Consider the following 26,013-nt stretch of genomic DNA (forward strand, 5'->3'; position numbering starts at 1 on the left):
GCGGAGACCGGCAATCCGGGTCATCCGGCCGACACGGTGGCGGGCGGGGCGTTGCGGTCCTCGGCGGCGGAAATCGCCCGTCCCGGGGGTTGACAACGGTGCGGAGGGGCGGATTCCTGTAGCGCGCCGGGGCGGGCCGGGGCAACGAGTGCAAGGTCACAGCGGTTGCCCCTGCTCCAGCTAACGGTCGTTCGCCTAGCCTGCTGCCATGACCGCCGAGTCCCCCGAACTCCCCCTGGCCGCCGCCTTCCCGGACGCCGATCGAGCGCAGTGGCAGCGTCTCGTCGAGGGCGTGCTCCGAAAATCAGCCGTCGCCGGATGGGGGTCCCCCCTGCTCGTTGAGAGCTTGGGGGACGGTGCCGCCGCCGAGGACGCGCTCGCCACGGATCTCCAGGACGGGATCCGCATCCGCCCGCTGTATACGGCCGAGGACGCCCCGGCCGCCCTCGGGCACCCCGGTTTCCCCCCGTTCGTACGGGCGGGACGCCCCGAGGGCACCGCCGTCTCCGGGTGGGACGTCCGCCAGCGCCAGGTCGGCACCGATCCGCGGCGCGTGAACGAGGCGCTGCTCGCCGATCTGGAGAACGGCGTCACCTCGGTGTGGCTGGCCGTCGGCGACGGCGGCGTACCGGTGGCGGGGCTGGCGGAGGCGCTGCGCGGCGTCTATCTGGACCTGGCGCCGGTGGTGCTGGACGCGGGGGCCGAATGCGAGGCCGCCGCCGAGGAGTTGCTGAAGCTGTACCGGGAATCCGGTGCGGCGCTGCCGGAGGGCGGCGGCTCTCTGGGCGCCGATCCGCTCGGCGTGCTGGCCCGTACGGGCGACGACGGAGCGCTGCCGGGCCTGCTGGCGGCGACCGCGCGGCTGGCCGTGCGCTGCGCCGGCGAGGTGCCCCGGCTGCGGGCGGTGGCCGTCGACGCGCTGCCGTATCACGAGGCGGGCGGTTCGGCGGCCGAGGAGCTGGGCGCGTCGCTGGCCACCGGCGTGGCGTATCTGCGGCAGCTGACCGAGGCCGGTCTCGGGATCGACGACGCCTGCCGGCAGCTGGAGTTCCGCTACGCCGCCACCGCCGACCAGTTCCTGACCATCGCCAAGCTGCGCGCCGCGCGGCGGCTGTGGGCGCGGGTCGCGGAGGTGTGCGGGGTGTCGCCGGGCGCCGCCGCGCAGCGTCAACACGCCGTCAGCTCAACGGTCATGATGACCCGTCGGGATCCGTGGGTGAACATGCTGCGCACCACGGTCGCTGGGCTGTCCGCGGGCGTGGGCGGCGCGGACGCGGTGACGGTGCTGCCGTTCGACGCCGCGCTGGGCCTGCCGGACGCGTTCGCCCGGCGGATCGCCCGCAACACCCAGTCGGTGCTGCTGGAGGAGTCACATCTGTCGAAGGTGATCGACCCGGCGGGCGGCTCCTGGTACGTGGAGCAGCTGACCGCCGAACTGGCCCGCGCGGGCTGGGAGTTCTTCCAGGAGATCGAGGGCGCGGGCGGCCAGGCCGCGGCGCTGCGCTCCGGGATGCTGGGCGACCGGCTGGCGGCGACCTGGCGGCGGCGCAGCGAGGACCTGGCGCACCGCCGCGAACCGATCACCGGTGTCAGCGAGTTCCCGCATCTGGCCGAGCCGCCGGTGCACCGCGAGCCGGTCCCCGCGCCGGCCGGCCGGGGTCCCGGCGGGCTGCCGCGGGTGCGCAGGGACGATGCCTACGAGGCGCTGCGGTCGCGGTCCGATGCGCATGCGGCGGCCACCGGGGAGCGCCCCAGGGTCTTCCTGGCCGCTCTCGGCCCGGTCGCGGCGCACACCGCTCGGGTGGCGTTCGCCGCCAACCTCTTCCAGGCGGGCGGGATCGAGACTGCCTCGGAGCAGGTGACGGCGGGGTCGGTGGCCGCGGCGTTCGCGGCGAGCGGTGCCCGGATCGCCGCGGTGTGCTCCAGCGACGCGGTGTACGCCGAGCAGGCGGCCGAGGTGGTGGCGGCGCTGAAGTCGGCCGGGGCGGTGCGGGTCCACCTCGCGGGCAAGCCGGGTGAGCGCCGGGAGGAGTTCGTGGCGGCCGGTGTGGACGCGTTCGTGTTCGCGGGCTGCGACGCGGTCGGGGTGCTGACCTCGGCCCTGGATGTCACGGAGGTGGCGTGATGAAGGAGACGGCACAACAAGTGGGCGCCGTGGGCCGATCGCCGCTCGGCACCCCGGCGCAGTCCGGCGCCGTCCCGGACTTCAGCGGGATCGAGCTGGGCGATCCGGCCGCCACGTCCGACGCCGACGGGTGGGCACAGGCCGTCCAGCAGGCCACCGGCAAAAGCGCGGCGGACCTGACCTGGGAGACGCCGGAGGGCATCGACGTCAAGCCGCTGTACACCGAGGCGGATCTCGACGGGCTGGACTTCCTGGGCACGTATCCGGGCATCGCGCCGTATCTGCGCGGTCCGTACCCGACGATGTACGTCAACCAGCCCTGGACCATCCGGCAGTACGCGGGGTTCTCCACCGCCGAGGAGTCCAACGCCTTCTACCGGCGCAATCTCGCCGCCGGCCAGAAGGGCCTGTCGGTCGCCTTCGACCTGCCGACGCACCGCGGCTACGACAGCGACCACCCGCGGGTGACCGGCGACGTCGGCATGGCGGGCGTCGCCATCGACTCGATCTACGACATGCGGCAGCTCTTCGAGGGCATCCCGCTGGACAAGATGACGGTGTCGATGACGATGAACGGCGCGGTGCTGCCCGTTCTCGCCCTCTACATCGTGGCCGCCGAGGAACAGGGCGTACCGCCCGAGAAGCTGGCCGGGACCATCCAGAACGACATCCTCAAGGAGTTCATGGTCCGCAACACCTACATCTATCCGCCGCAGCCCTCGATGCGGATCATCTCCGACATCTTCGCGTACACCTCGCAGAAGATGCCGCGCTACAACTCCATCTCGATCTCCGGCTACCACATCCAGGAGGCGGGTGCGACGGCCGACCTGGAGCTGGCCTACACGCTCGCGGACGGGGTCGAGTATCTGCGCGCGGGTCTGGCGGCGGGGATGGACGTGGACTCCTTCGCCCCGCGGCTGTCCTTCTTCTGGGCGATCGGCATGAACTTCTTCATGGAGATCGCCAAGCTGCGCGCGGCCCGGCTGCTGTGGGCGCGGCTGGTCCAGCGGTTCGACCCGAAGAACCCCAAGTCCCTTTCGCTGCGCACCCATTCGCAGACCTCGGGCTGGTCGCTGACCGCGCAGGACGTCTTCAACAACGTCACCCGGACGTGTGTGGAGGCGATGGCCGCGACCCAGGGCCACACCCAGTCGCTGCACACCAACGCCCTCGACGAGGCGCTGGCGCTGCCCACGGACTTCTCGGCGCGGATCGCCCGCAACACGCAGCTGTTCCTCCAGCAGGAGTCGGGCACCTGCCGGGTCATCGACCCGTGGGGCGGCAGCGCCTACGTCGAGCGGCTCACGCACGATCTGGCGCGCCGGGCCTGGCAGCACATCGAGGAGGTGGAGGCGGCCGGCGGCATGGCCAAGGCGATCGACGCGGGCATCCCGAAGATGCGGGTCGAGGAGGCGGCGGCCCGTACGCAGGCGCGGATCGACTCGGGGCGGCAGGCGCTGATCGGCGTCAACAAGTACCGGGTGGAGACGGACGAGGAGATCGAGGTCCTCAAGGTCGACAACTCCGCGGTGCGCGCCCAGCAGATCGAGAAGCTGGAGCGGCTGCGGGCCGAGCGCGACGAGGACGCCTGCCAGGCGGCGCTGCGGGCGCTGACCGCGGCGGCACGGTCCGGCCCCGGTACGGGACTTGAGGGCAATCTGCTGGCGCTCGCGGTGGACGCGGCGCGGGCCATGGCGACCGTCGGTGAGATCTCCGACGCCCTGGAGGCGGTCTACGGACGCCACTCGAGCCAGATCCGTACCATCTCGGGTGTGTACCGAGACGAAGCGGGCCCGTCCTCCGGTGTCGAGCGCACCCGGGACCTGGTGGCCGAGTTCGAGCGTGCCGAGGGGCGCCGGCCGCGCATCCTGGTGGCCAAGATGGGCCAGGACGGCCATGACCGCGGCCAGAAGGTGATCGCCACGGCCTTCGCCGACCTGGGCTTCGACGTCGATGTCGGCCCGCTGTTCCAGACCCCGGCCGAGGTGGCCCGCCAGGCGGTGGAGGCCGACGTCCACATCGTCGGCGTCTCCTCGCTCGCGGCCGGTCATCTCACCCTGGTGCCCGCGCTGCGCGAGGCACTGGCCGCGGAGGACCGGGAGGACATCACCATCGTGGTCGGCGGGGTGATCCCGCCGCAGGACGTCCAGCCGCTGCGCGACATGGGCGCCGCGGCGGTCTTCCTGCCGGGCACGGTCATCCCGGACGCGGCCCACGACCTGGTGAAGGACCTGGCGGCGGTCCTCGGCCACGAGCTGTGAGCGGGGGGTCATGCCTGCGAGGATCGATGTCGACCGGTATGCCGAAGGGGTCCGGGCGGGTTCCCGCGCCTGGATCGCCCGCGCGGTCACGCTGGTCGAGTCCACCCGGCCCGATCACCGCGCGGCGGCCCAGCAGCTGCTGATCCGGCTGCTGCCGTACTCCGGTGCGGCCCGCCGGGTGGGCATCAGCGGCGTCCCGGGCGTCGGCAAGTCGACCTTCATCGACGCGCTGGGCTCGCTGCTGACGGGCCTGGGGCACCGGGTGGCGGTGCTCGCCGTCGACCCGTCGTCCAGCCGTACCGGCGGCTCCATCCTGGGCGACAAGACCCGGATGGAGCGGCTGGCGACCGACCCCGCGGCGTTCGTCCGCCCCTCCCCGACGTCCGGCACGCTGGGCGGGGTGGCGCGGGCGACCCGCGAGTCGATCGTGGTGATGGAGGCGGCGGGCTACGACGTCGTCCTGGTGGAGACGGTCGGGGTCGGCCAGTCGGAGACCACCGTCGCCAACATGGTCGACACCTTCCTGCTGCTGACCCTGGCCCGCACCGGCGACCAGCTCCAGGGCATCAAGAAGGGCGTACTGGAGCTGGCGGACCTGGTGTCCGTGAACAAGGCGGACGGTCCGCACGAGCGGGACGCCCGCGCCGCGGCCCGCGAACTGGCCGGTGCGCTGCGGCTGTTGCAGCCTGCCGACGCGGTCTGGACCCCGCCGGTCCTCACGTGCAGCGCCCGCGAGGGCACCGGCCTGAAGGCGGTGTGGGAGCGGATCGAGCAGCACCGCACCCTGCTGGACTCCACCGGCGCACTGGCCGAACGGCGCCGCGCGCAGCAGGTCGACTGGACCTGGTCGATGGTCCGCGACCGGCTGATCGACCGCCTCCAGGACCATCCGGAGGTGCGCCGGCTGGGGCCCGGCATCGAACGGGCGGTCCGCGACGGCGAGATCACCGCGACCCTGGCGGCGGAACGGCTGCTGGCGGCGTTCGGGCTGGCGGATCCCGGCGCCGGAGGGTGAGCCCGTACGGGTCCCGCTACTCCCGCAGGAGTAGGCGGGGCCCGTACGCGCTCCGGGTGCGGTAGGGGCAACGGCCGCCCTGCGGAGGACGATCCGCGGCGATCGGGCGGCGAGGATCGGTTCCGGAGGCGGCCGTGCGGGGCCGCCTCACCCAGAACTGGAGACCGCCGTGCCGAGCCCCTTCCGCTTCACCTCCCCCGTGGACCCGACCGCGGAGGGCGGTCGACGCACCGCCGTCCAGCGGGAGTTGGCGCGCGCCTTCGGCCTCAGCTCAGCCCCGGCGGAGTTCCGCCTCCTCTCCCCCGCGCCCGCTCTCCTCGACGCGACGTGGGTCGCGGTACGCGCCTGCCTGGTGACCGGCCGCGCCCCGCGCACGGCCCGGGAGCTGGTGGCGGCGGGCGTGGCGCGGGCCAACCGCTGCGCGCCCTGCCTGCACACCCATGCCCGCACGCTCCGGGCCGCCGGCCACCCCGCCCTGGCCCGGACCGTGCGCACCGGCGGTACCCCGGACGATGCCGCCCACGCGGAACCGCTGGCCTGGGGCGCGGCCACCGCCACCCCGGGCGCCGCCCTCCCGGCCGCGGACCACCTCCCCGAATACCTCGCCACCGCCTTGGTGTGCCACTTCCTCAACCGCCTCGCCGGGGCCCTGCTGACCGGGCGGGTGCCGCGGTTCGGACCGCCGTGGCGGCGCCCGGCCCGCCTGCCGGCCGGCGATCTGCCGGGAGGCGCCGGCGCCACACCCCCGCGCACCGCGCTCGCCGCACTCCGTGCCGTCGCCATGGACGCCGACCACCCCGCCCTGACCGACGCCGTCCGGGCTCGGGTGCGGACCACGGTGGCCGAGCACGGACTCCGCCCACCCGGCGGCGAACCGACCAGCCGTCACCCCGCGGCCCGGTCCTGGCTCTATGACGCGCTCACCGGGCTCCGCGGCGCCGACCGCCCGGCCGCCGCACTGGCCCTGCTGACCGCCCTCGCACCGGACCAGCTCGCCGCCGCTGACGTGGAGTTCTGGCGCTCCACGGCGCCCGTCGGCATCTCGGGCGATGCCGACCTGCTCCGCCTCGCCGCGTTCGGCGCCCATACCGCCGTCGACCGCGTCGAGGCGCGCCTCGCCCCGCCGCCCCGCGCACGGACACTCACCGGCGGACCTGAGCAGCCGCACCCATGACGCGTCCGGACCGGATGCCGAGTATGTCGGGTGACAACCCTCCGACCGGGCCCGGGGAGCCATCATGAGGGCAGGCAGCTATCCGCAGGACTCGCGCGCGGGCTCTTCGACGGCAATCCACGGAATCCCCTGAACTCGGTTGCGGAGAAGGTGCGTTGTCGCCATGGCGCACGCCACGCCCGGATCCCGGAAGCGCACCGCCGCGTCAGCCGCGCGCCGACACCGTCGCCCACACCGTCTTGCCCGCGCGGTCCGGCGGTGTCCACCCCCAGGCGTCGCTGAGCAGCTCGACGAGGTGCAGCCCGCGTCCGGACTCGGCCAGCTCGTCCCGGTCCCGGAGGACGGGCGCGGTGGCACCGGCGTCCGAGACGGCGCACAGCACACTGTGCTCCTGCCGGGTCAGCGCCAGCCATGCCTGGCAAAACGGTTCGGGACTGGCGTAGTTGAGGGTGCGTCGGGTCTCGCCGGCGCCGTATCGCAGCGCGTTGGTGACGAGTTCGGAGACGACCAGCACCGCGTCATCGGCGAGTCCGGGGCACATCCGCCAGCCCTGGAGCGTGGTCCGGGTGAACTGCCGCGCCTCCGCCACGGTGCACGCCGATCCGCTGAGCGCACAGGCCGCGAAGTCGTTCGCCCCCGGCATCCACCAGCCGCCGTGCGCCGCACCGTTGCCCCGCTCCGCTACCGGTATCGCTCCCTCCCGAAGGGCGTCGTGCTCGGGCTCTGCCGGATATGTGGTCATCACGATCTCCGCGAGGGGCGTACGGGGCTGGGCGCGTCGGCAACTCTGGGCGGGGCTGCTCCGGAGGGCTAATATCCTCGTCAACCGTCCCTCGCTGCAAGTGCATCTGCAATTACCTCGGCAAGGACGGCAGTCCAGGGACGGGATCACGCCACGGCGATCGCGCCCCGGACCGGTACCGAGAGCACCATCCGGCAAGGGAGCAGCTCTGATGGAATCGATGACCAACGGCATGCCGGCGACCGGCATCGACGGTGCGGTCTGGCGCAAGAGCCGCCGCAGCAACCCCAGTGGCAACTGCGTTGAACTGGCGCTTCTTCCCGACGGCGGAGTCGCGGTACGCAACTCGCGGCACCCCGCGGGCCCCGCGCTGATCTACACCCACGACGAGATGGCGGCCTTCGTCCAGGGCGCCAAGGACGGCGACTTCGACCATCTGATCGCCCGCGACTGACCGCGGGACGGCCACCGGCCGACGAGACTCAGGCATATGTCGGCCGGATAGTCGGCACGGCTGTACGACCGCAACAGGCAATGGGACACTGGGCGTTCGCCCGACCACTCAGGGGAGTCAGCATGAGCGCCGCGCAGCCGAGCAGCGAACCGTCCCTGCGCCGCTATCTGGAACATCCGAGGGGCGGCCCGACCGTACTGCGCATCGTGCTGGGCACCCAGCTGCGCAGACTCCGGGAAGCCGCGGGCATCACCCGCGAGGCCGCCGGGGACCACATCCGCGCCTCCCACGCCAAGATCAGCCGGCTGGAACTGGGCCGGGTGGGCTGCAAGGAGCGCGATGTCGCCGATCTGCTGACGCTCTACGACGTCACGGAGGCCGAGGCCCGCGCCGGATTCCTCACCCTCGCCCGCCGTACCAGCACCCCCGGCTGGTGGCACCAGTACAGCGATGTGCTGCCCAGCTGGTTCGAGACCCACATCGGCCTCGAAGAGGCCGCCTCGGTCATCCGCACCTACGAAGTCCAGTTCGTACCAGGCCTGTTGCAGACCGCCGACTACGCCCGCGCCGTCTCCCGGCTGGGGCATCCCGGGGCCGGCCCCGAGGAGACCGAGCAGCGGGTGCGGCTGCGCCTGGAGCGGCAGAAGCTGCTGACCGCCAATGACGCGCCGCGGTTCTGGGCCGTCATCGACGAAGCGTGCCTGCGGCGTCCGCTCGGCGGCGACGAGGTGATGGCCGATCAGCTCGGCCATCTGCTGACCGTCGCCCAACTGCCCAACGTCACCCTCCAGATAGCCCCCTTCGCCCTCGGCGGCCTCGCCGCGGCGGGCGGCCCGATCACCATCCTCCGCTTCCTGGAGCCGGATCTCCCGGACATCGTCTACCTGGAGCAGCTGACCAGCGCGCTCTATCTCGACAAGCGCGACGACGTCGATCACTACCTGGCGGTGATGGACCGGCTCAGCGCCCAGGCCGAGTCACCGCGCGAGTCGCTGGCGATACTCGACCGGCTGCTCGGGCAGTACAGCTGACACGTCCGCCCGAAGGGGAGGCGACGTCCTCGCCTCCCCTGCCGGCTCACCGCCCCTGCCGGGACTACGGCTTCCGCGCGACCCCGCCGAACTCGATCCACTCCTTGGTCAGCTGCTTCGGGCCGACGTCCGAGGCGTCCGGCAGCCACGTGGACACCTCCACCAGCCCCGGCTCCTGGATCTCCAGCCCGTCCAGGAACGCCCGCAGCTCGTACTCCTGCCGCACCCGGCCCCAGTTGCCGTGGGTGCTCACCCGCATGAACTCGGTGACGAAGTCCCGGGTCGCGGCGTCCTCGCTCACCAGCTGACACACCACCAGGAAACTTCCCGGCACCAGCCGTTCGGCGACCCGGCGGACCAGCGCCGCCGGGTCGTCCGCGTCCGGGATGCAGTGCAGCACCGACACGAACAGCGCGGCGACCGGCTCCTTGAGGTCGATCAGCCGCTCGACCTCCGGGTGGCCGAAGATGCCCTCGGTGTCCCGCATGTCGGCCTGGATGACGGCGGTGTTCTCGTTCTCCTCCAGCAGCGCCCGGCCGTGCGCCAGCACGATCGGGTCGTTGTCGACGTACACCACACGGGAGTCGGGGTCGATCTGCTGGGCGACCTGGTGGACGTTGTCCTGGGTCGGCAGGCCCGATCCGTGGTCGACGAACTGCCGGATGCCGTGCTCCTGGGCCAGCCAGCGGACCACGCGCCGCAGGAATCGCCGGTTGTTGATCGCCAGCACCTGGGTGCTGGGCACGACCTTGCTCAGCTCCTCGCACGCCTCGCGGTCGACGGCGTAGTTGTCCTTGCCGCCGAGGTAGTAGTCGTACATCCGTGCGACACTCGGGATGCTCACATCGACGGTGCTGGACTGCGGCTGGATATCTTGGCTCATTCCACACTCTTCCCGTCGGGACACGGCGCCGGTAGCGGCACGACCACTCTGTGCGGCGTCCAACATACCCACCGCAACAGGGGTGTTGCGCTCCGCAGCGGAATTCCGGTGCGCGACGCCAGGGGCGGGAGAGGCCGATGCGGCGGGGCCGGCACCCCGTCCCGGTTCACCCTTCGCCCGGAACGCCCCGTTTTCTCATCGACCTCTCACTCTCCGCTCATCACCCCGTCACACCCCGCCCCTACGGTGACACCAGGCCCGCGGCCCACAGCCCCGCGGTCCTGGAGGAGCGTGCACCATGTACCACCTGACCGGCGTGACCAAGTGCTACCGCGACGGCGGCGACGTGGTGCGGGCGCTGGACGGAATCGGGCTCTACGTCGAGGACGGCGGCACCCTCGTCCTCCAGGGGCCGCCCGGCGGGGGCAGGTCGACGCTGCTGCGGATCCTGGCGGGGCTGGAGCGCCCCACCCACGGCAGCGTCGAACTCGACGGCACGGATCTGGCCACGGTGACCGAGTCCCGGCTCGCCCGGATCCGCACCGAGTCCATCGGCCTGCTCGGCCCGGGCCCCGACGCCGGGCTGGTAACGGGCCTCACCGCCCGCCAGAACGTGTCCAGCGCCCTCGTCCCCCTGCGGCTGCACCCCGCGGACCGCTGGGAACTGGCCGGCGACGCGCTGGACGAAGTCGGGCTGTCGGGCCATATGGACTTCCTGCCGGGCGAGTTGGACGCCCAGGCCCGGCGCCGTGCCGCGCTGGCGCGGGCTCTCGTCAAGCGGCCCACCGCGCTGCTGGCGGACCGGCCGACCGCCGGCCTGCCCGCCGCCGCGCGCGCGGAGTTCACCGAGCTGCTGGCCCGGTTGTGGAGCGAGCGACGGCTCACCTGCGTCATCGCCACCGAGGACGACGCCCTGGCCCGGCGCGCGCCCCGGCGGGTGACGCTCGCCCGGGGGACGGTGACCACCGCCGGCAACGGCGACCCGCAGGGGGCCGGGGCGGCTCGACCCGCGCCCTGGTGTGCGAGCGGGGGCGCCCGATAGAAGAGGGGGTATGACCACAGAGCAGAGCGAGCCCCCGACCAGCGCTCACCCGGCCCCGTCGCCCCGCGCCCCCAGTACCGACGAGATGGTGCGCGCCAACCAGGCCAACTGGGACGCCCGTACGCCCGTCCATGTGGCCAGCGCCTTCTACGGCCTGGACGGCTCGCGGACCGCCGAGGACTGGTTCGCGCCGTTCGAGTGGACGGACCTCGGTGAGCTGGCCGGGCGCGATGTGCTGCATCTGCAGTGCCATCTGGGGACCGAGACGGCGGCCTTCGCCGACCGGGGCGCGCGGGCGGTGGGGCTCGACATCTCCGCCGAGGCGGTCGCCCAGGCCCGTCGGCTGGCCGGCGAGGCGGGCCGGGACATGGAGTTCGTCCGGGCGGATGTGCACCGGGCGGTCGAGGCGCTCGGGGACCGCCGGTTCGATGTGATCTACACCGGCAAGGGCGCGCTGTGCTACATCCCCGACGTCACCGTCTGGGCGGGCATCGTCGCCGAACTCCTGCGGCCGGGCGGGACGTTCTACCTGGTGGAGTTCCATCCGCTGCTCGACTCGCTGGGCCCGACGCCGGGCCCGGACGAGGACGGCCGCCGCCTCGTCCTGCGCCATGACTACCTGGCCGGCCGGGGCGCGATCCGGAGCGACTCCCCCGCCACGTACACCGACGGTCCGCCGCTGCGTGGCGCCACGACGAGCTACTCGTGGCGGCACGGCGTGGGCGAGGTCGTCTCGGCGGTGGTCGGGGCCGGGCTGACGGTCCGGCGGGTCCGCGAGACCGAGCTGCTGCCCTGGCCGCGCTTCCCGTCGATGGTGCCGTCCGAGAACGGCTGGTGGCGGCTGCCACCGTCCGAGCCGATCATCCCGCTGCTGTACGCCCTGAAGGCGGTGAAGCCGTAGCCGGCCGCCGGCAGGGGTCAGGCGCCGCGCCGGTACACCGACCGCAGCAGCTGGTCCTTGGCCGGGCCGCCGACCCGCCACTCCAGGTCCCAGCGGTCGGCGCCGACGGCGGTGAAGGTCCCGGCGTAGTGGTCCTCGGCGCAGGGGTGGCCGGCGGTCCAGCGGCCGGTCCGCAGATCCAGGTCGTGGAAGGGGCGGCCGTCGGCGAAGGTGACGGCGGCGGTGCCGTCGGGCCGGGGCAGCAGCCGCAGCGTGCGGGTGGCCGGGTGTACCGCCCCGCCCCAGGCCAGCTCGCCCTCCTCGACGTGCAGCAGGGCACCGCCGGCGCCGTCCGGGCGGAAGTCGGCGGTGCCCCGGAAGCTGCCCTCGGCGCCGGCCCGCAGGTCGTACACGGCGCGCTCGATGTGCCAGCGGCCGGCCAGATAGGCGGCCGCGTCGGGAACCGGATGCATGCCGCCATTGTCCCGGAGGGCCGCGCCGTCACCCCATCGGCCCCAACCCGCCCCGCGGGCCTCTCCCCCGGCCCCGCGCGCCGTGCGGTCTTTTGGCGCCCGTCCTACGCTCGGTACCGAGATCGCTACCGCTACGCATCCGCCCGCCCGGAGACCGAGACCGGAGGCCCACCCCATGCCGGAGCTGTTCATCGGCGGTCAGTGGACCGCAGCGGCCGACGGGCGGGGGCGGGAGATCCGCTGCCCGGCGGACGGCCGGCTGGTCGCGACCGTCGACGAGGGCGGGCCCGAGGACGTGGCGGCGGCGATCACCGCCGCCCGTATCGCGTTCGACGACGGGTCCTGGCCGCGCACGCCGGCCGCCGAGCGGGGCCGCATCGTCCTGCGGGTCGCCGAACTGCTGGAGCGCGACAAGGACACGCTGGCCCGCGCCGAGTCCCTGGACACCGGGAAGCGGCTGGTGGAGAGCGCGTACGACATGGACGACATCGCCAACTGCTTCCGGTACTTCGGCAATCTCGGCGCGGCCGGCGGTACCGACCGGGTGGTGGACACCGGCGCCACGGAGACCGACAGCTCGGTCCGGCACGAGCCGGTCGGGGTCTGCGCGCTGATCACGCCGTGGAACTACCCGCTGCTGCAGACCGCCTGGAAGGTCGCCCCGGCCCTGGTCACCGGCAACACGTTCGTCCTCAAGCCGAGCGAGCTGACCCCGCACACCGCGATCCACCTGATGCGGCTGCTGGCGGAGGCGGGGGTGCCGGACGGGGCGGCCAACCTGGTGCTGGGCACCGGCCCGGACGTGGGCGCGCCGCTGACCGAGGATCCCCGGGTGGACATGGTGTCGTTCACCGGCGGGCTGCTCACCGGCCGCCGGATCATGGCCGCCGCCGCGCCCACCGTCAAGAAGATCGCGCTCGAACTGGGCGGCAAGAACCCCAACATCGTCTTCGCGGACGCCGACTTCGACACCGCGGTCGACTACGCCCTGATGGCGGTCTTCCTGCATTCCGGGCAGGTCTGCTCGGCGGGCGCCCGGCTGCTGGTCCAGGAGCAGTTGCACGACAAGTTCGTCGAGGAGGTGGTGGCGCGGGCCCAACGGATCCCGCTGGGTGGGCCGTTCGACGAGCTGGCCCGCACCGGTCCGCTGATCTCCGCGGCGCACCGGGCGAAGGTCGAGGCGTATGTGGCGGCCGGGATCGCGGAGGGCGCCGTACTGCGCTGCGGCGGCAGGGCGCCGGACGACCCGGAGCTGGCGGACGGCTTCTACTACCTCCCCACGGTGCTGGACGAGTGCACCCCGGACATGTCCGTGGTGCGCGACGAGTCGTTCGGGCCGGTGCTGACCGTGGAGCGCTTCCGGGACGAGGACGAGGCGGTGTCGCTCGCCAACGACACGGTGTACGGGCTGGCCGGGGCCGTGTGGACGCAGGACGGCGAGCGTGCCCACCGGATCGCCGCCCGTCTGCGGGCGGGCACCGTGTGGATCAACGACTTCCATCCGTACGTCCCGCAGGCCGAGTGGGGCGGGATGAAGCAGTCCGGCATCGGGCGCGAGCTCGGGCCGGCCGGGCTGGCCGAGTACCAGGAGGCCAAGCACATCTGGCGCAACACGGCCCCGCGTCCGCAGAGGTGGTTCGAGTGACCGGCTCCGAATCCGACTCCGCTCCCGGTTCCGTACGCCCGGGTCCCGGCGGGGACGGTGCGCCGGACGGCGGTTCCCACGACGACGGCGCGCTCGCCGAGCTCGGCTACAAGCCCGAACTCAAGCGCACCCTCGGCAACTTCCACACCTTCGCCGCCGGCATCAGCTACATCTCGATCCTCACGGGTACCTTCCAGCTGTTCTACTTCGGCGTCAGCCACGGCGGGCCGGCGTACTGGTGGTCCTGGCCGATGGTCTTCGCGGGCCAGCTGATGGTGGCGCTGTGCTTCTGCGAGCTGGCCGCCCGCTATCCGGTGGCCGGTTCGATCTACAACTGGGCCAAGCAACTGGGCGGTCCGCACGTGGGCTGGCTGGGCGGCTGGATGATGCTGACCGCCTCGATGGTCTCGCTGGCCGCGGTGGCACTGGCGTATCAGGTGACGCTGCCGCAGATCTCGTCGTGGTTCCAGTTCATCGGCAACGGCACCGGGCAGACCGACGCGGCGGCCAACGCGGTGCTGCTCGGCGCGGTGCTCATCGCCTTCACCACGCTGATCAACGCGTTCGGCGTGAAGCTGATGGCACGCATCAACTCGGCCGGTGTCGCGATCGAGTTGATCGCCGCCGTCGTGCTGATCCTGCTGCTCGGCGCGCACATCACCCGCGGGCCCGCCGCGGTGACCCAGACCTTCGGCCTGGGCCGCGGTGAGAGCCTGGGCTACTTCGGCGCGTTCCTGACCGCCTCGCTGGCCTCCGCGTACGTCATGTACGGCTTCGACACGGCCTCGTCGCTCGGCGAGGAGTCCAAGGACCCGGCCCGCAACGCGCCCCGCGCGATCCTGCGGGCGCTGGTCGCCTCGTTCGTCATCGGCGGCCTGATCCTGCTCTTCGCCCTGCTGGCGGTCCCCGATCTGCACTCCCGGCAGCTGTCGGTGGACGGACTCCAGTACGTGGTGCTCTCCACCCTGGGATCGACCGTGGGGCAGCTGGTGCTGTGGTGTGTGGTCATCGCGATCACCGTCTGCGAACTGGCGGTGCACACCGCGGGCATCCGGCTCGCCTTCGCGATGGCCCGCGACAACAACCTCCCGGCGTCGTCCCTGCTCGCCAGGGTGAGCCCGCGCTTCCAGACGCCGGTGCTGCCCGCGATCGTCATCGGCCTCGTCGGGGTCGGCATCCTGCTCATCAACGTCAACCAGCCGCAGATCTTCTCGGTGATCACCAGCATCGCGATCATCATGATCTACCTGGCGTACCTGCTGGTCACGCTGCCGATGCTGGTGCAGCGGCTGCGCGGGCGGTGGACGCCGGTGCCCGGCCGGTTCTCGCTCGGCAGGTTCGGGCTGCCGGTGAACGTCCTCGCCGTCCTCTGGGGCCTGGGGATGTCCGTCAACCTCGCCTGGCCGCGCGCCGCGGTCTACAACGCGACCGGCCCGCAGCACTGGTATCTGCGCTGGGGCGCCTTCCTGTTCATCGGCGTCGTGGCGCTCGGCGGCTTCGGCTACTACTGGTGCGTCCAGCGCCACCGCACCGGCGTCCTCGCCGCGCACGCCGCCGACGCCGGCGGCGACACCGCCCCCTGACCCTCCCCCGACCTGGAGACGGCACGATGGACCGAGAAGCCCCGGTGGACCCGCTCGACTCGTTCGACTACGTCGTGGTCGGCGGCGGCACGGCCGGCGCCGTCGTCGCGGCCCGGCTCAGCGAGGACCCGTCCGTCACCGTTTGCCTGCTGGAGGCCGGGCCCTCCGACGTCGGCGACGAGAACATCCTGCGGCTGGACCGCTGGATGGCGCTCCTCGAATCCGGCTACGACTGGGACTATCCCGTCGAGCCGCAGGAGAACGGCAACAGCTTCATGCGGCACGCCCGCGCCCGGGTGCTGGGCGGCTGCTCCTCGCACAACTCCTGCATCGCCTTCTGGGCCCCCGCCGAAGACCTCGACGAGTGGGCCGCCAGGGGCTGTACGGGCTGGAGCGCGGCGGACTGCTTCCCGCTGTTCCAGCGCCTGGAGACCAACGACGCCCCCGGCGGCCACCACGGCCGCAGCGGCCCGGTCACCCTCCGCACCGTCCCGGCCAAGGACCCCTGCGGGGTCGCCCTGCTGGAAGCCTGTGCGGCGGCGGGCATCCCCACCACCCCGTTCAACACCGGCGAGACCGTCGTCCGGGGCGCGAACTGGTTCCAGATCAACTGCCGCCCCGACGGCACCCGTTCGTCCGCCTCGGTCTCCTACCTCCACCCGGTCCTGGGCACCCGCCGCAACCTCGACGTGCGCACCGGAGTCCAGGCCAAGCGGCTGCGCTTCGACTCCGCGCGGCGCTGCACCGGAGTGGACTACCTCTCCCCCGACCTGATCCACACCCGCACCGTCGGCGCCCGCCGCGAGGTCGTCGTCTCCTGCGGCGCCATCGACTCCCCCAAGCTGCTGATGCTCTCCGGCATCGGCCCGGCCGACCACCTCCGCGCCACCGGCATCGAGCCGCTGGTCGACTCCCCGGGCGTCGGCGCCAACCTCCAGGACCACCCCGAGGGCGTCATCATGTGGGACGCCCGGCAGCCGATGGTGGACTCCTCCACGCAGTGGTGGGAGATCGGCATCTTCTACGACACCGAGCCCGGCCTGGACCGCCCCGACCTGATGTTCCACTACGGCTCGGTGCCCTTCGACATGAACACCTACCGCCGCGGCTACCCCACCTCGGAGAACGCGTTCTGCCTCACCCCGAACGTCACCCGCGCCCGCTCCCGCGGCACCGTACGGCTGCGGACCCGCGACTTCCGCGACAAGCCGAAGGTCGACCCCCGCTACTTCACCGACGAGCACGACGTCCGGGTGATGACCTACGGCCTCCGGCTGGCCCGCGACATCGTCTCCCAGGCCCCGATGGCCGATTGGGCCGGCACCGAGCTCGCCCCGGGCCCCGCCGCGCGCACCGACGACGACCTGCTGGACTACATCCGCACCACCCACAACACCGTCTACCACCCGGCCTGCACCGTCCAGATGGGCGCCCCGAGCGATCCGGCCGCCCCACTGGACCCGCAGCTCCGCGTCAAGGGCGTCACCGGGCTGCGGGTGGCGGACGGTTCGGCGATGCCGCTCCTGACGACCACCAACCCGTGCATCACGACGATGATGATCGGCGAGAGGTGCGCCGACCTGATCCGCGGCGAATGACACCGCATATCCGTCCCCGAGGCTGAGTTCACCCCCCGTTCCCCCGCCCTCCCACCGCCGGGGCCGCGCCCGTCCCCCGCTCCTGTGAGCCTCCTTCCGTTTCCCGAGGCCCAGGAGGCGACACGTGATGCAGCCCTCACACCGATCGGTGCTGCGCGGCGCCACGGCGGCCGGCGCGCTGGCGGCGGTCCCCGGTTCCGCCCTGCTGTGGGCACGCCCCGCCGACCCGCCCCCCCACCCCGTGCTCTTCGACCGCTTCACCCTGCACCGCAACCGCCGCGACGGCTTCCCCCACCAGGACGCCCGGCCGGGTACGGCGACGGCCCCGGTGGCGGGCCGGCGTTAGGGCCTGTCCGACCCTGACCCGTCGGACAGGCCCTGGGTCATCCTTCGGCCCGCTCCGCCGCCGGCCGGACCTGCGCGGACCACTTCTCCTCGATGCGGCCGAACTTCCAAACGGCGAGCGCCACGACCCACGTGGCGAAGAAGACGCCCACGATGGCGAAGCCGATGACGTTCAGGTCCAGGCCGGCGATCCAGTCCCAGAAGAAGCCGTGCAGCCCGAGCTTGTCGGCGAGCAGCCCCAGGAGTTCGACGGTGCCGATGATCAGGGCCACGGCGATCGACAGCCCGGTGATGGTGAGGTTGTAGTAGACCTTCCGGACCGGCTTGGAGAAGGCCCACCCGTACGCGAAGTTCATGAACGACCCGTCGATGGTGTCGAGCAGGCTCATGCCCGCCGCGAACAGCACCGGCAGGCACAGAATCGCGTACCACGGCAGTCCGGAGGCGGCGCCGGAGCCGGCGAGCACCAGCAGCGCGATCTCGGTGGCGGTGTCGAATCCGAGCCCGAAGAGGAGCCCCAGCGGGTACATCTGCCACGGCTTGGTGATCGACTTCATCACCCGGCCCAGCAGCCGGTTCATGAACCCCCGCTTGTCGAGCTGCTCCTCCAGCGCCGCCTCGTCGAAGTCACCGGCCCGCATCCGCCGGAAGACCCCCCAGATGCCCACCAGGATCACGATGTTGATCGCGGCGATCACATAGAGGAAGACCCCGGAGACGGTGGTGCCGATCAGCCCGGTCACCGCGTGCAGCTGGGAGTTGTCGTCCTTCACCGGACCGGCCAGCGCCTTGACGCCCAGCGAGAGCAGCAGGGCCAGCGCGAACACCACGCTGGAGTGCCCCAGCGAGAACCAGAAGCCGACCGACAACGGTCGCTTCCCCTCGTGCATCAGCTTCCGGGTGGTGTTGTCGATGGCGGCGATGTGATCGGCGTCGAAGGCGTGCCGCATGCCCAGCGTGTAGGCGGTGACGCCGATGCCCACCCCGAAGCTCTTGGTGCCCAGGCTGTAGTGCTGCGGCGCCACGATCGCCACCAGCGTGAACCAGCCGATCACATGCAGCGCGAGAATGAACCCGGCCATCCCCGCCATCCGCCCCCACTCGGCCCGGCTCATCGAGCGGGCGATCCGCTGCCGGCGCGAGGGCTGTGCCGTACTGGCCGGCGTGAGGGAGGGGGACGTCGTCATGTGCGGCGCTGCTCTCTTCCAAGCTGTCCCGGCCGCCGCCGGGAGATACGTGTACGCCCCTACCTTTGTGCGACAAGATTTTACTTGCAACCAATTCGCAGTAAAGCCCGTGGCAGGTTCGGATCACGGGGCAGCGCCACGCCCCCTGGCGCGACTCAGCGCACCAGCTGCTCCGCATCCTGCCGGCGCGCGGCGGCGCGACTCCGCCGGCCACTTGGGGCACCCTGCCGCTGGCCGAAGGGCCGCTGCTCGGGAGTCACCATGGACCGCCTGGACGGGTTCACCGTCGCCTTCGCCGACGGCCGCTGGTTCAGCCTCCGCCCCTCCAACACGGAACCGCTGCTGCGCCTCAACGTCGATGCCCCCGACGGGAGTTCGCTGACGCCGCTGCGCGACGAGGTCCTGGACATGGTCCGCCGCCCCGCCGCGGGGCCGGCCGCCGCCTGACCGTCCGGCCCTCAGACGTCGCCCTGCACCAGGGCGTGCAGATGCTCGTCGTGCCACCCGTCCGCGTGCAGCAGCGCGCTGCGCATGGTGCCTTCGAGGGAGAACCCGGCCTTGACCGCCACCCGGCAGGAGGCCGGGTTCGCCGTCGAGTGGCACAGCCGCAGCCGGTGCAGCCCGAGGTCGTTCAGCGCCCAGTGGCTCACCCGCCGGGTGGCCTCGACCACCACACCGCTCCCCCGCGCCTCGGGCAGCATCCAGTACAGGATTTCGGCACTGCCGCCGTGGAGGTCGATATCGCCCCAGCCGATGAGCCCCACGGCCTCGCCGCCCGGCTGCGCGACGGCCCAGATCGCGCTCAGCTCGTCCTGCCAGCGCCGGCGCATCCTCGCGATCCGCTCGCACGCGTCGTCCGTCGTCTCCACAACCATCCGGTTCCACCGGCGGATTGCCGGGTCCTGGCCGGCCGCGAACAGGGCGCCGGCGTCGGAGAGGCGCCACGGGCGCAGCTCCATGCCGCCCGGGAGGCCGAGGACCGGCTGGCCGAGCCGCGCCATCCGGCCCGCCGGTACGACGGCGGGTATGCGTGGGGGAATCGTCATGGCGGCATCGTGCCACGGCCACAGGCCGCGCCCGCGGCCGTCCACACGCTGCCCGGCACGCGCTGATCGGGACGACGCGACGCAGAAGTCGACTTATTCTGCCCGCAGTTGACGCCCCCTCTCCTCCGCGGTCGACCGGCAGAGCCGTACTCCGGCCCGCGGACGCGCGGCACGGAAGCCGCCCAGCGGCTCACCGATCGCCGGCAGGGTCTCGGCGGCCACCGAGACCCTGCCGGGTACATGATCGCGGGTACCCCGCAACTCCCCCCGCCCATCGTCGAGTTCGCTCAGCGTGCGCTCGACCTGACGCAGGAAGGTCGCGCCGCGGCGGTTGCGTCGGATGCGCCGCCCCCACCGGTCGAAGAGTGGTGCGCCCGGCTCGGCCTCCGGGCGTGCGTCGGCCCGGCCGGGCGACGGCCGGGCGCCCCGCAGCTCCTCCGCGGCCCGGCCGGTGTGCTCGTCACGCGCCACGGCCGGGAAGGAGCGCAGCCGGAAGTAGCGCAGCCGCAAAGGTCCATCGCCCCCCTTTCCTCCTGCCCGGCGGGCAGGATCACACGCCGGAACCCGTCCCGTAGCGCACCCGCGCACCCCGAGCACCGTGGCGGCCGGCCGCCGCGCGTCCGCCTCGCCGACCCTGGTGGAGTCCGGTACCGGCGGGCGTGCGCCCCGTTCGCCTCGCTGCGCATGCGGACCCTCCCGTTCGGTGGTGGGCTGGTCTCATCTGCCGCACAGCTGACACCGGTATATGCCGGCGTCCCGCTCCGCGCGGTTTTCACCTGCGCGCGCACCCGCAAGGGCCGCGCATGCCCGGTGAGCGAAACCCTGTGCCGCCTGCGTCGTCCCACGCCGCCGGCCCCTGTCACAAGGAGAACCGTGACCATCAGCACCCCGCGGCGGCCCGCCGCACACCAGTCCCTGCGCAAGAACGGCTGAAGCCGCATGAACGACGACCGCACCGACCACCGCACCGACGCCCCCCGCCGCCGCAGCGGTGCCGACCGCGCCGACGAGATGACCTACGAGCAGCTGGCGCGCGAACTGCTGCTGGTGGGCCCCGCCCCCGCCAACGAGGACCTCAGGCTGCGCTATCTCGACGTACTGATCGACAACGGGCTGCCCCCCGGACCACCCAAGCGCATCCTGATCGTCGGTGCCGGCATCGCCGGCCTGGTCGCCGGCGATCTGCTCACCCGGGCGGGGCACGACGTGACGATCCTGGAAGCCAACGGCGACCGGGTCGGCGGACGGATCAAGACCTTCCACACCCGAAAGGGCCGGCCCTCGCCCTTCACCGACCCGGCGCAGTACGCGGAGGCCGGGGCGATGCGGCTGCCCAGCTTCCATCCGCTGACCCTGGCGCTGATCGACAAACTCGGCCTGAAGCGGCGGCTGTTCTACAACGTCGACATCGACCCGTCGACCGGCAACCCGGACGCGCCCGCGCCGCCGGTGGTCTACAAGTCGTTCAAGGACGGCAAGATCTGGACGTACGGCGACCCCAGCCCCGAGTTCCAGGAGCCGGACAAGCGCCACCACACCTGGATCCGCACCAACCGCGAGCAGGTCCGCCGCGCCCAGTACGCCAAGGACCCCTCCGCCATCAACGAGGGCTTCCACCTCACGGGCTGCGAGACCCGGCTGACCGTCGCCGACATGGTCCACCAGGCCCTGGAACCGGTCCGCGACTACTACTCCGTCAAGCAGAACGACGGAAAGCGGGTCAACAAGCCGTTCGAGGAGTGGCTGGCGGGCTGGGCCGACGTCGTCCGGGACTTCGACGGCTATTCGATGGGGCGCTTCCTCCGCGAGTACGCGGGGTTCAGCGACGAGGCCGTCGAGGCGATCGGCACCATCGAGAACATGACCTCGCGCCTCCACCTGGCGTTCTTCCACAGCTTCCTGGGACGCAGCGACATCGACCCCCAGGCCACGTACTGGGAGATCGAGGGCGGCAGCCGCAAGCTGCCCGAGGCGCTGGCCAAGGACCTTCGGGACCAGATCGTCATGGGCCATCGGATGGTGCGGCTGGAGTACTACGACCCGGGCCGCGACGGCCACCACGGCGGACTCACCGGTCCCGGCGGCCCGGCCGTCGCCATCGAGACCGTGCCCGAGGCCGAACCGTACGCGGCGCCCCGGACCTGGACCGGCGACCTCGCCATCGTCACCATCCCGTTCTCCAGCCTGCGGTTCGTCCAGGTGACCCCGCCGTTCTCGTACAAGAAGCGCCGGGCCGTCATCGAGACCCACTACGACCAGGCCACCAAGGTGCTGCTGGAGTTCTCCCGCCGCTGGTGGGAGTTCACCGAGGACGACTGGAAGCGGGAACTGGACGCGATCGGGCCCGGCCTGTACGAGTACTACCAGCGGTGGGGCGAGGACGACGCCGAGGCCGCGCTGGCCCTGCCGCAGAGCCTGCGGAAGCTGCCCACCGGGCTGCTCGGCGCGCACCCGAGCGTGGACGAGAGCCGGATCGGCAAGGAGCAGGTCGAGTACCACCGCAACTCCTCGCTGCGCGGCGGGGTGCGGCCGGCCACCAACGCCTACGGCGGCGGGTCCACCACCGACAACCCCAACCGCTTCATGTACTACCCCTCCCACCCCGTCCCCGGCAGCGAGGGCGGCGTGGTGCTGGCCGCCTACTCCTGGTCGGACGACGCCGCCCGCTGGGACTCCTTCGACGACGCCGAGCGCTACGGCTACGCCCTGGAGAACCTGCAGTCGGTGCACGGCCGCCGGATCGAGGTCTTCTTCACCGGCGCCGGCCAGACCCAGAGCTGGCTGCGCGACCCGTACGCCTGCGGTGAGGCGGCGGTCTACACCCCGCACCAGATGACCAGCTTCCACCTCGACGTCGTCCGCCCCGAGGGGCCGGTGCACTTCGCCGGTGAGCATGTGTCGCTCAAGCACGCCTGGATCGAGGGGGCGGTGGAGACCGCCGTACGTTCCGCCATCGCCGCCAACGAGGCACCCGCGGCCGACGCGGGCATCACCGCGGCCACCACCAGGCGCGGGACCTCCGCGTCGACGAAGCCGGCGCGAGAGGAAGTGCTGACCTCATGACCACTTCACGGACCTGCACCGTGGCCGAGTACCTGGCCGTCCGCCTGGAACAGCTCGGCATCACCCACCTGTTCGGCGTGCCCGGCAACCACCTGGGCCCGTTCCTGTCGACCCTGCACGAGAAGACCGAGGTCCGCTGGGTGGGCACCCCCACCGAGGGCGGCGCCGGCCAGGCCGCGGACGGGTACGCCCGGGTGAAGGTCGCCGACGCCCGGACCGCGCTCGGCGAACAGGGCATCGGCGCGGTCGCCGTCACCTACGGCGTGGGCGCGTTCAACCTGCTCAACGCGATCGGCGGCGGCTACACCGAGTACGTCCCGCTGATCGCCGTCAACGGGGCCCCCACCTACGAGCAGTGGCTCAACCAGCGGGCGATCGGACTGGTCACCTCGCACATGTCCCAGAGCCCGGAGTGCAACCTCGACGTCTACCGGCAGGTCACGGTGGAAGCCCAGGCGATCTCCAACCCGGGGCTGGCCCCCAGCCAGATCGACGGCGCGCTCACCGCCTGCCTGTCCCACCGCCGGCCGGTCTACCTGGAAGTCATGGAGGACGTCTGGGACGCCCCCTGCTCGGCACCGCAGGGCCGGCTGCAGCGGCAGGAGCGCCCCCTCACACCCCGGAACAAGAAGATGCTGGACGCCGCGGTCGCGGCGTGCGTCAAGCTGGTGCAGGACCACGACTTCGACCCCATCCTGTGGGCCGGCGAGGAGATCGACCGCTTCAACCTGGCCGAGGAGTTCGAGGAGCTGGTACGGGCGACCCGCATCCCGTACTGCACCACCATCGGCGCCAAGTCCGTCATCTCCGAGGACACCCCGGGCTTCTGCGGTGTCTACAACGGCAAGGCCAGCAATCCGGACGTGGCCGAGGTGTTCCACGACGCCGGCTGCCGCATCGGACTGGGCACCTGGGCGACGTCGAAGAACCTCGGCGGGAAGACGTCGATCGGCGACGACTGGGCGGTCGCCGCGCACGAAGGGGTGCGGGTAGGGGCCTCGTACTTCCCCGAAGTCCAGCTCGCGCAGTTCATCCCGGCACTGCGCGACGCCTTCGTCGAGGAGTTCGGCCCCGGCCGCTTCGAGGCCGACCCCTACGCCGACGCGCACCGGGCCGGCCTGGACGTCCCGGACGGCGTCGCCGCCTTCCTGGAGACCCTGACCGGCGGCCCGTACCCGAAGAGCCCGACCTACGACAGCTTCTTCCGGCACCTCAACGCCTTCCTGGAATCCCAGACCACCGGGGAGTTCGGGCAGCGCACCACCCCCTTCACCGTGATCAGCGACGCCGCGTTCGCACTGATCGGCTCGATGAACCTGCGGATGCCCGAGCGCGCCTCCTACGTGGCGCAGAACAGCTGGCTGTCCATCGGCTACTCGGTCGGCGCCGCCACCGGGGTGGGTCTCGGCCGCCGCCAGGCGGGCAAGCGGCCGCTGGTCTTCGTCGGCGACGGCTCGTTCCAGGAGACCTGCCAGGAGATGTCCACCCACGTCCGCGAGGGCCTGAACCCGGTGGTGTTCGTCCTGGACAACGAGGGCTTCTACGGCATCGAGCAGATGCTGGTGCACCCCTGCTACTACAAGCCGCAGGGCACCCCGCCCTCCGACGGCGCCGACTTCTACAACGAGCTCCACCCCTGGCGCTACGAGAAGCTCGCCGAGGTCTTCGGCTCCGCCAAGCACCCGATGCACGGCGTCGCCGTGACCACCCACGACGAACTCGCCGCCCTCCTCCAGCAGATCGGCGAGCCCAACGACCCGATCAACCGGGGCCCGATCGTCGTACGGGTGTGCCTCTCGCGCCACGACTACCCCGAGGCGCTCAAGTACAAGATCCAGGAGAACTGCCCGCCCCCGTCCGGCGCGGTCCTGAGGGAGAGGGTGGCATGAGCGGCAACTAGCCCCGCACGCCCACTCCCGGGGCCGTCCCCGGCGACTCACGGGGACCCGCCCACCGCATGCCGCCTCCCGACCACCGGGGGGCGGCATGCCACTCACGGCCGCGTACCGCCACCGTCACCGTCGCTGTCACCGGCACAGGACACCGTCGAGGAAGGCCAGGGAGTCATCGGGGTCCTGCGCCACGGGCGCGGGGTCGGCGGTGACGGCGACGGTGACCGCACGGCCGTCGTCGGTGACACCGGTGCGCGTACGGTAGCCGGGGATGTCGCCGCCGTGGCCCCACATCAGACCGCCGCACCGCAGCGGCGTGCTGATCACGCCGAGCCCGTACCGGGCCCCCGGCCACAGGCCGTGGTCGGCCGGAACGGTGGTGCGCATCTGGGCGAGCTGCTCGGGACGCAGCAGCGCACCGCCGAACAGCGCCGTGAAGAAGCGGTTCAGATCGCTCGGGGTGGAGACGAGCTGTCCGGCGGCCCAGGCCCAGGACGTATCCATCTCCGTGACGTCCTCCAGCGGCCCGCCCCCCTTCACCGGGCGGTAGCCCTCGGGGTGCGCGGCGCGCAGGCGCTCTTCACCCACCCCCGGGAGGTAGGTGTGGCGCAGCCCGATGCGGTCGATGACCCGCCGGGTGATCTGCTCCGCCAGGGGGCGGCCGGTGACCTTCTCGACGAGCAGCCCGGCCAGGAGGTAGTTGGTGTTGCTGTACGACCAGTGGGTACCCGGCGCGAACACCGCCTTGTGCGCCAGCGCCAGGTCGAGCAGCGCCCGGGGGCGGAGGTGCGCATGGCGGTACGTGGCGAAGTCGCCCAGGAAGTCGGTGTAGTTCGGCAGTCCGCTGGTGTGCTGGAGCAGCTGGCGCACCGTGATCCGCCGCCCGTCGATCCCCTCGCCCCGCACCAGGCCCGGCAGATACCGCTCCACGGGCGCGTCGAGCGCCACCCGGCCCTCGCCGACCAGTTGAAGGACGACGGCGGCCGTGAACACCTTGGTGTTGCTCGCCACCCGCACCTGCCCGTCGACCGGCACCCTCGCCCCGGTCCGCACGTCCGCCACGCCCGCGGTGTAGTTGCGGTCGCGCCCGTCCCGCCCGGTGACGGCGGCCAGCGCTGCCGGGTAACGGTCCTCGTGCACCAGCCGGTGCAGCCCCTGCCGCACGGCGTCACCGGGCCCACGGGCCTGCGCCACGACCGCCGGCAGCGTACCCCCGGTGGCCAGCGCGGCCGCCGTCACCGCCACCATCACGATCGCCTGACACCCCGCCGCTGACAGCCCGCGCACCCGCACCGGCCGTCGGCAACGATCGGTCATGGCAACCCCCTTGTGGTGCGGCCCGCCGGCCGCAGCGGCCTTCCGGACCTGCCCGGCCTGCACGCTCACGGTGCTCCGCCCCATCCGGTCAGCGGGACCCTGCGGCGTAGGGCCGGCCTCCGGACCCGACTCCGCGTGAACGCAGGCCGGCGGCTCCCTGCGCCCCTCGATCACGCCCCTCCGCCTGCGCTCCGGCAGGTCGGACGGACCCCGTGCCCCAGCACGGGCCGCCCCCCTCACAGACCGGCAGTTCA

General features: G+C 72.4%; 21 protein-coding genes and 1 pseudogene. 15 read left to right on the plus strand and 7 right to left on the minus strand.

Annotated elements, in window-relative coordinates; translation table 11 throughout:
* Positions 1-208: 208 nt before the first annotated feature.
* From GR130_RS27030 to GR130_RS27045, 4 genes are all read left to right on the plus strand, one after another.
* Positions 209-2,125, plus strand: coding sequence for a methylmalonyl-CoA mutase subunit beta (locus GR130_RS27030; protein WP_159507122.1), 1,917 nt, complete (start codon positions 209-211; stop codon positions 2,123-2,125).
* On the plus strand, positions 2,125-4,389 hold the full coding sequence (gene scpA / locus GR130_RS27035; protein ID WP_159507123.1) for a methylmalonyl-CoA mutase: 2,265 nt from the start codon (positions 2,125-2,127) through the stop codon (positions 4,387-4,389). The genes GR130_RS27030 and scpA overlap by 1 nt, the downstream gene beginning before the upstream one ends.
* Before the next feature lie 10 nt (positions 4,390-4,399).
* Positions 4,400-5,404, plus strand: a complete 1,005-nt coding sequence (gene meaB / locus GR130_RS27040) for a methylmalonyl Co-A mutase-associated GTPase MeaB (RefSeq protein WP_159507124.1) — start codon at positions 4,400-4,402, stop codon at positions 5,402-5,404.
* A gap of 169 nt (positions 5,405-5,573) precedes the next feature.
* Positions 5,574-6,578 (plus strand): carboxymuconolactone decarboxylase family protein, encoded by a 1,005-nt coding sequence (locus GR130_RS27045; protein ID WP_201305012.1) that lies wholly within the window; start codon positions 5,574-5,576, stop codon positions 6,576-6,578.
* Positions 6,579-6,783: 205 nt separating this feature from the next.
* Here GR130_RS27045 and GR130_RS27050 read toward each other — a convergent pair whose 3' ends face one another.
* Positions 6,784-7,320: an ATP-binding protein gene (locus tag GR130_RS27050; protein WP_159507125.1), complete on the minus strand. Its 537-nt coding sequence runs from the start codon at positions 7,318-7,320 to the stop codon at positions 6,784-6,786.
* A 211-nt stretch (positions 7,321-7,531) separates the two neighbouring features.
* On the opposite strand from GR130_RS27050, the gene GR130_RS27055 reads away from it, so the two are divergent.
* Together GR130_RS27055 and GR130_RS27060 are read left to right on the plus strand one after the other, a co-directional pair.
* Entirely contained in the window at positions 7,532-7,774 is a 243-nt protein-coding gene (locus GR130_RS27055) for a DUF397 domain-containing protein (RefSeq protein WP_159507126.1), read from the plus strand.
* 122 nt (positions 7,775-7,896) lie between these two features.
* Positions 7,897-8,805, plus strand: coding sequence for a helix-turn-helix domain-containing protein (locus tag GR130_RS27060; RefSeq protein ID WP_159507127.1), 909 nt, complete (start codon positions 7,897-7,899; stop codon positions 8,803-8,805).
* A 64-nt stretch (positions 8,806-8,869) separates the two neighbouring features.
* Here GR130_RS27060 and GR130_RS27065 read toward each other — a convergent pair whose 3' ends face one another.
* Positions 8,870-9,688, minus strand: a complete 819-nt coding sequence (locus GR130_RS27065) for an SAM-dependent methyltransferase (protein ID WP_159507128.1) — start codon at positions 9,686-9,688, stop codon at positions 8,870-8,872.
* A 298-nt stretch (positions 9,689-9,986) separates the two neighbouring features.
* Here GR130_RS27065 and GR130_RS27070 point away from each other — a divergent pair, with 298 nt between their 5' ends.
* Both GR130_RS27070 and GR130_RS27075 read left to right on the plus strand, forming a co-directional pair.
* Complete coding sequence (locus tag GR130_RS27070) at positions 9,987-10,730, plus strand: ATP-binding cassette domain-containing protein (RefSeq protein ID WP_159507129.1); 744 nt, start codon at positions 9,987-9,989, stop codon at positions 10,728-10,730.
* A gap of 10 nt (positions 10,731-10,740) precedes the next feature.
* Complete coding sequence (locus tag GR130_RS27075) at positions 10,741-11,631, plus strand: class I SAM-dependent methyltransferase (protein ID WP_159507130.1); 891 nt, start codon at positions 10,741-10,743, stop codon at positions 11,629-11,631.
* A gap of 17 nt (positions 11,632-11,648) precedes the next feature.
* Here GR130_RS27075 and GR130_RS27080 read toward each other — a convergent pair whose 3' ends face one another.
* Positions 11,649-12,083 (minus strand): DUF6314 family protein, encoded by a 435-nt coding sequence (locus GR130_RS27080; protein WP_159507131.1) that lies wholly within the window; start codon positions 12,081-12,083, stop codon positions 11,649-11,651.
* A 175-nt stretch (positions 12,084-12,258) separates the two neighbouring features.
* Between GR130_RS27080 and GR130_RS27085 the strand changes: the two genes are divergently transcribed.
* The 4 genes from GR130_RS27085 to GR130_RS27100 all read left to right on the plus strand — a co-directional run bounded on the left by GR130_RS27085 (position 12,259) and on the right by GR130_RS27100 (position 17,255).
* Positions 12,259-13,728, plus strand: a complete 1,470-nt coding sequence (locus GR130_RS27085) for an aldehyde dehydrogenase family protein (RefSeq protein WP_159507132.1) — start codon at positions 12,259-12,261, stop codon at positions 13,726-13,728.
* The gene (locus tag GR130_RS27090; RefSeq protein WP_236573525.1) at positions 13,725-15,311 is read left to right on the plus strand and encodes an APC family permease; all 1,587 of its coding nucleotides are present in this window, start codon (positions 13,725-13,727) and stop codon (positions 15,309-15,311) included. The genes GR130_RS27085 and GR130_RS27090 overlap by 4 nt, the downstream gene beginning before the upstream one ends.
* Before the next feature lie 26 nt (positions 15,312-15,337).
* Entirely contained in the window at positions 15,338-16,909 is a 1,572-nt protein-coding gene (locus GR130_RS27095; protein ID WP_159507133.1) for a GMC family oxidoreductase, read from the plus strand.
* Positions 16,910-17,036: 127 nt separating this feature from the next.
* Positions 17,037-17,255, plus strand: coding sequence for a hypothetical protein (locus GR130_RS27100; protein WP_159507134.1), 219 nt, complete (start codon positions 17,037-17,039; stop codon positions 17,253-17,255).
* A gap of 37 nt (positions 17,256-17,292) precedes the next feature.
* On the opposite strand, the gene GR130_RS27105 is transcribed toward GR130_RS27100, so the two are convergent.
* Positions 17,293-18,441 (minus strand): HoxN/HupN/NixA family nickel/cobalt transporter, encoded by a 1,149-nt coding sequence (locus GR130_RS27105; RefSeq protein ID WP_236573527.1) that lies wholly within the window; start codon positions 18,439-18,441, stop codon positions 17,293-17,295.
* 252 nt (positions 18,442-18,693) lie between these two features.
* Between GR130_RS27105 and GR130_RS27110 the strand changes: the two are divergent.
* Positions 18,694-18,888: pseudogene (locus tag GR130_RS27110) on the plus strand (hypothetical protein); the annotation flags it as partial.
* 11 nt (positions 18,889-18,899) lie between these two features.
* Here the strand turns inward: GR130_RS27110 and GR130_RS27115 are convergent.
* Positions 18,900-19,487: a GNAT family N-acetyltransferase gene (locus GR130_RS27115; RefSeq protein WP_159507136.1), complete on the minus strand. Its 588-nt coding sequence runs from the start codon at positions 19,485-19,487 to the stop codon at positions 18,900-18,902.
* Between the two features lie 93 nt (positions 19,488-19,580).
* Entirely contained in the window at positions 19,581-19,997 is a 417-nt protein-coding gene (locus tag GR130_RS27120; RefSeq protein WP_159507137.1) for a hypothetical protein, read from the minus strand.
* 429 nt (positions 19,998-20,426) lie between these two features.
* Here GR130_RS27120 and GR130_RS27125 point away from each other — a divergent pair, with 429 nt between their 5' ends.
* Positions 20,427-22,550 carry a flavin monoamine oxidase family protein gene (locus GR130_RS27125; protein ID WP_159507138.1) on the plus strand — a complete coding sequence of 708 codons (2,124 nt, stop codon included), beginning with the start codon at positions 20,427-20,429 and terminating at the stop codon, positions 22,548-22,550.
* Positions 22,547-24,439 carry an alpha-keto acid decarboxylase family protein gene (locus GR130_RS27130; RefSeq protein WP_159507139.1) on the plus strand — a complete coding sequence of 631 codons (1,893 nt, stop codon included), beginning with the start codon at positions 22,547-22,549 and terminating at the stop codon, positions 24,437-24,439. The genes GR130_RS27125 and GR130_RS27130 overlap by 4 nt, the downstream gene beginning before the upstream one ends.
* Before the next feature lie 138 nt (positions 24,440-24,577).
* Here GR130_RS27130 and GR130_RS27135 read toward each other — a convergent pair whose 3' ends face one another.
* Positions 24,578-25,759 (minus strand): serine hydrolase domain-containing protein, encoded by a 1,182-nt coding sequence (locus tag GR130_RS27135; protein ID WP_236573529.1) that lies wholly within the window; start codon positions 25,757-25,759, stop codon positions 24,578-24,580.
* Between the last annotated feature and the right edge of the window lie 254 nt (positions 25,760-26,013).

The sequence above is a fragment of the Streptomyces sp. GS7 genome (assembly GCF_009834125.1).
GTDB lineage: Bacteria > Actinomycetota > Actinomycetes > Streptomycetales > Streptomycetaceae > Streptomyces.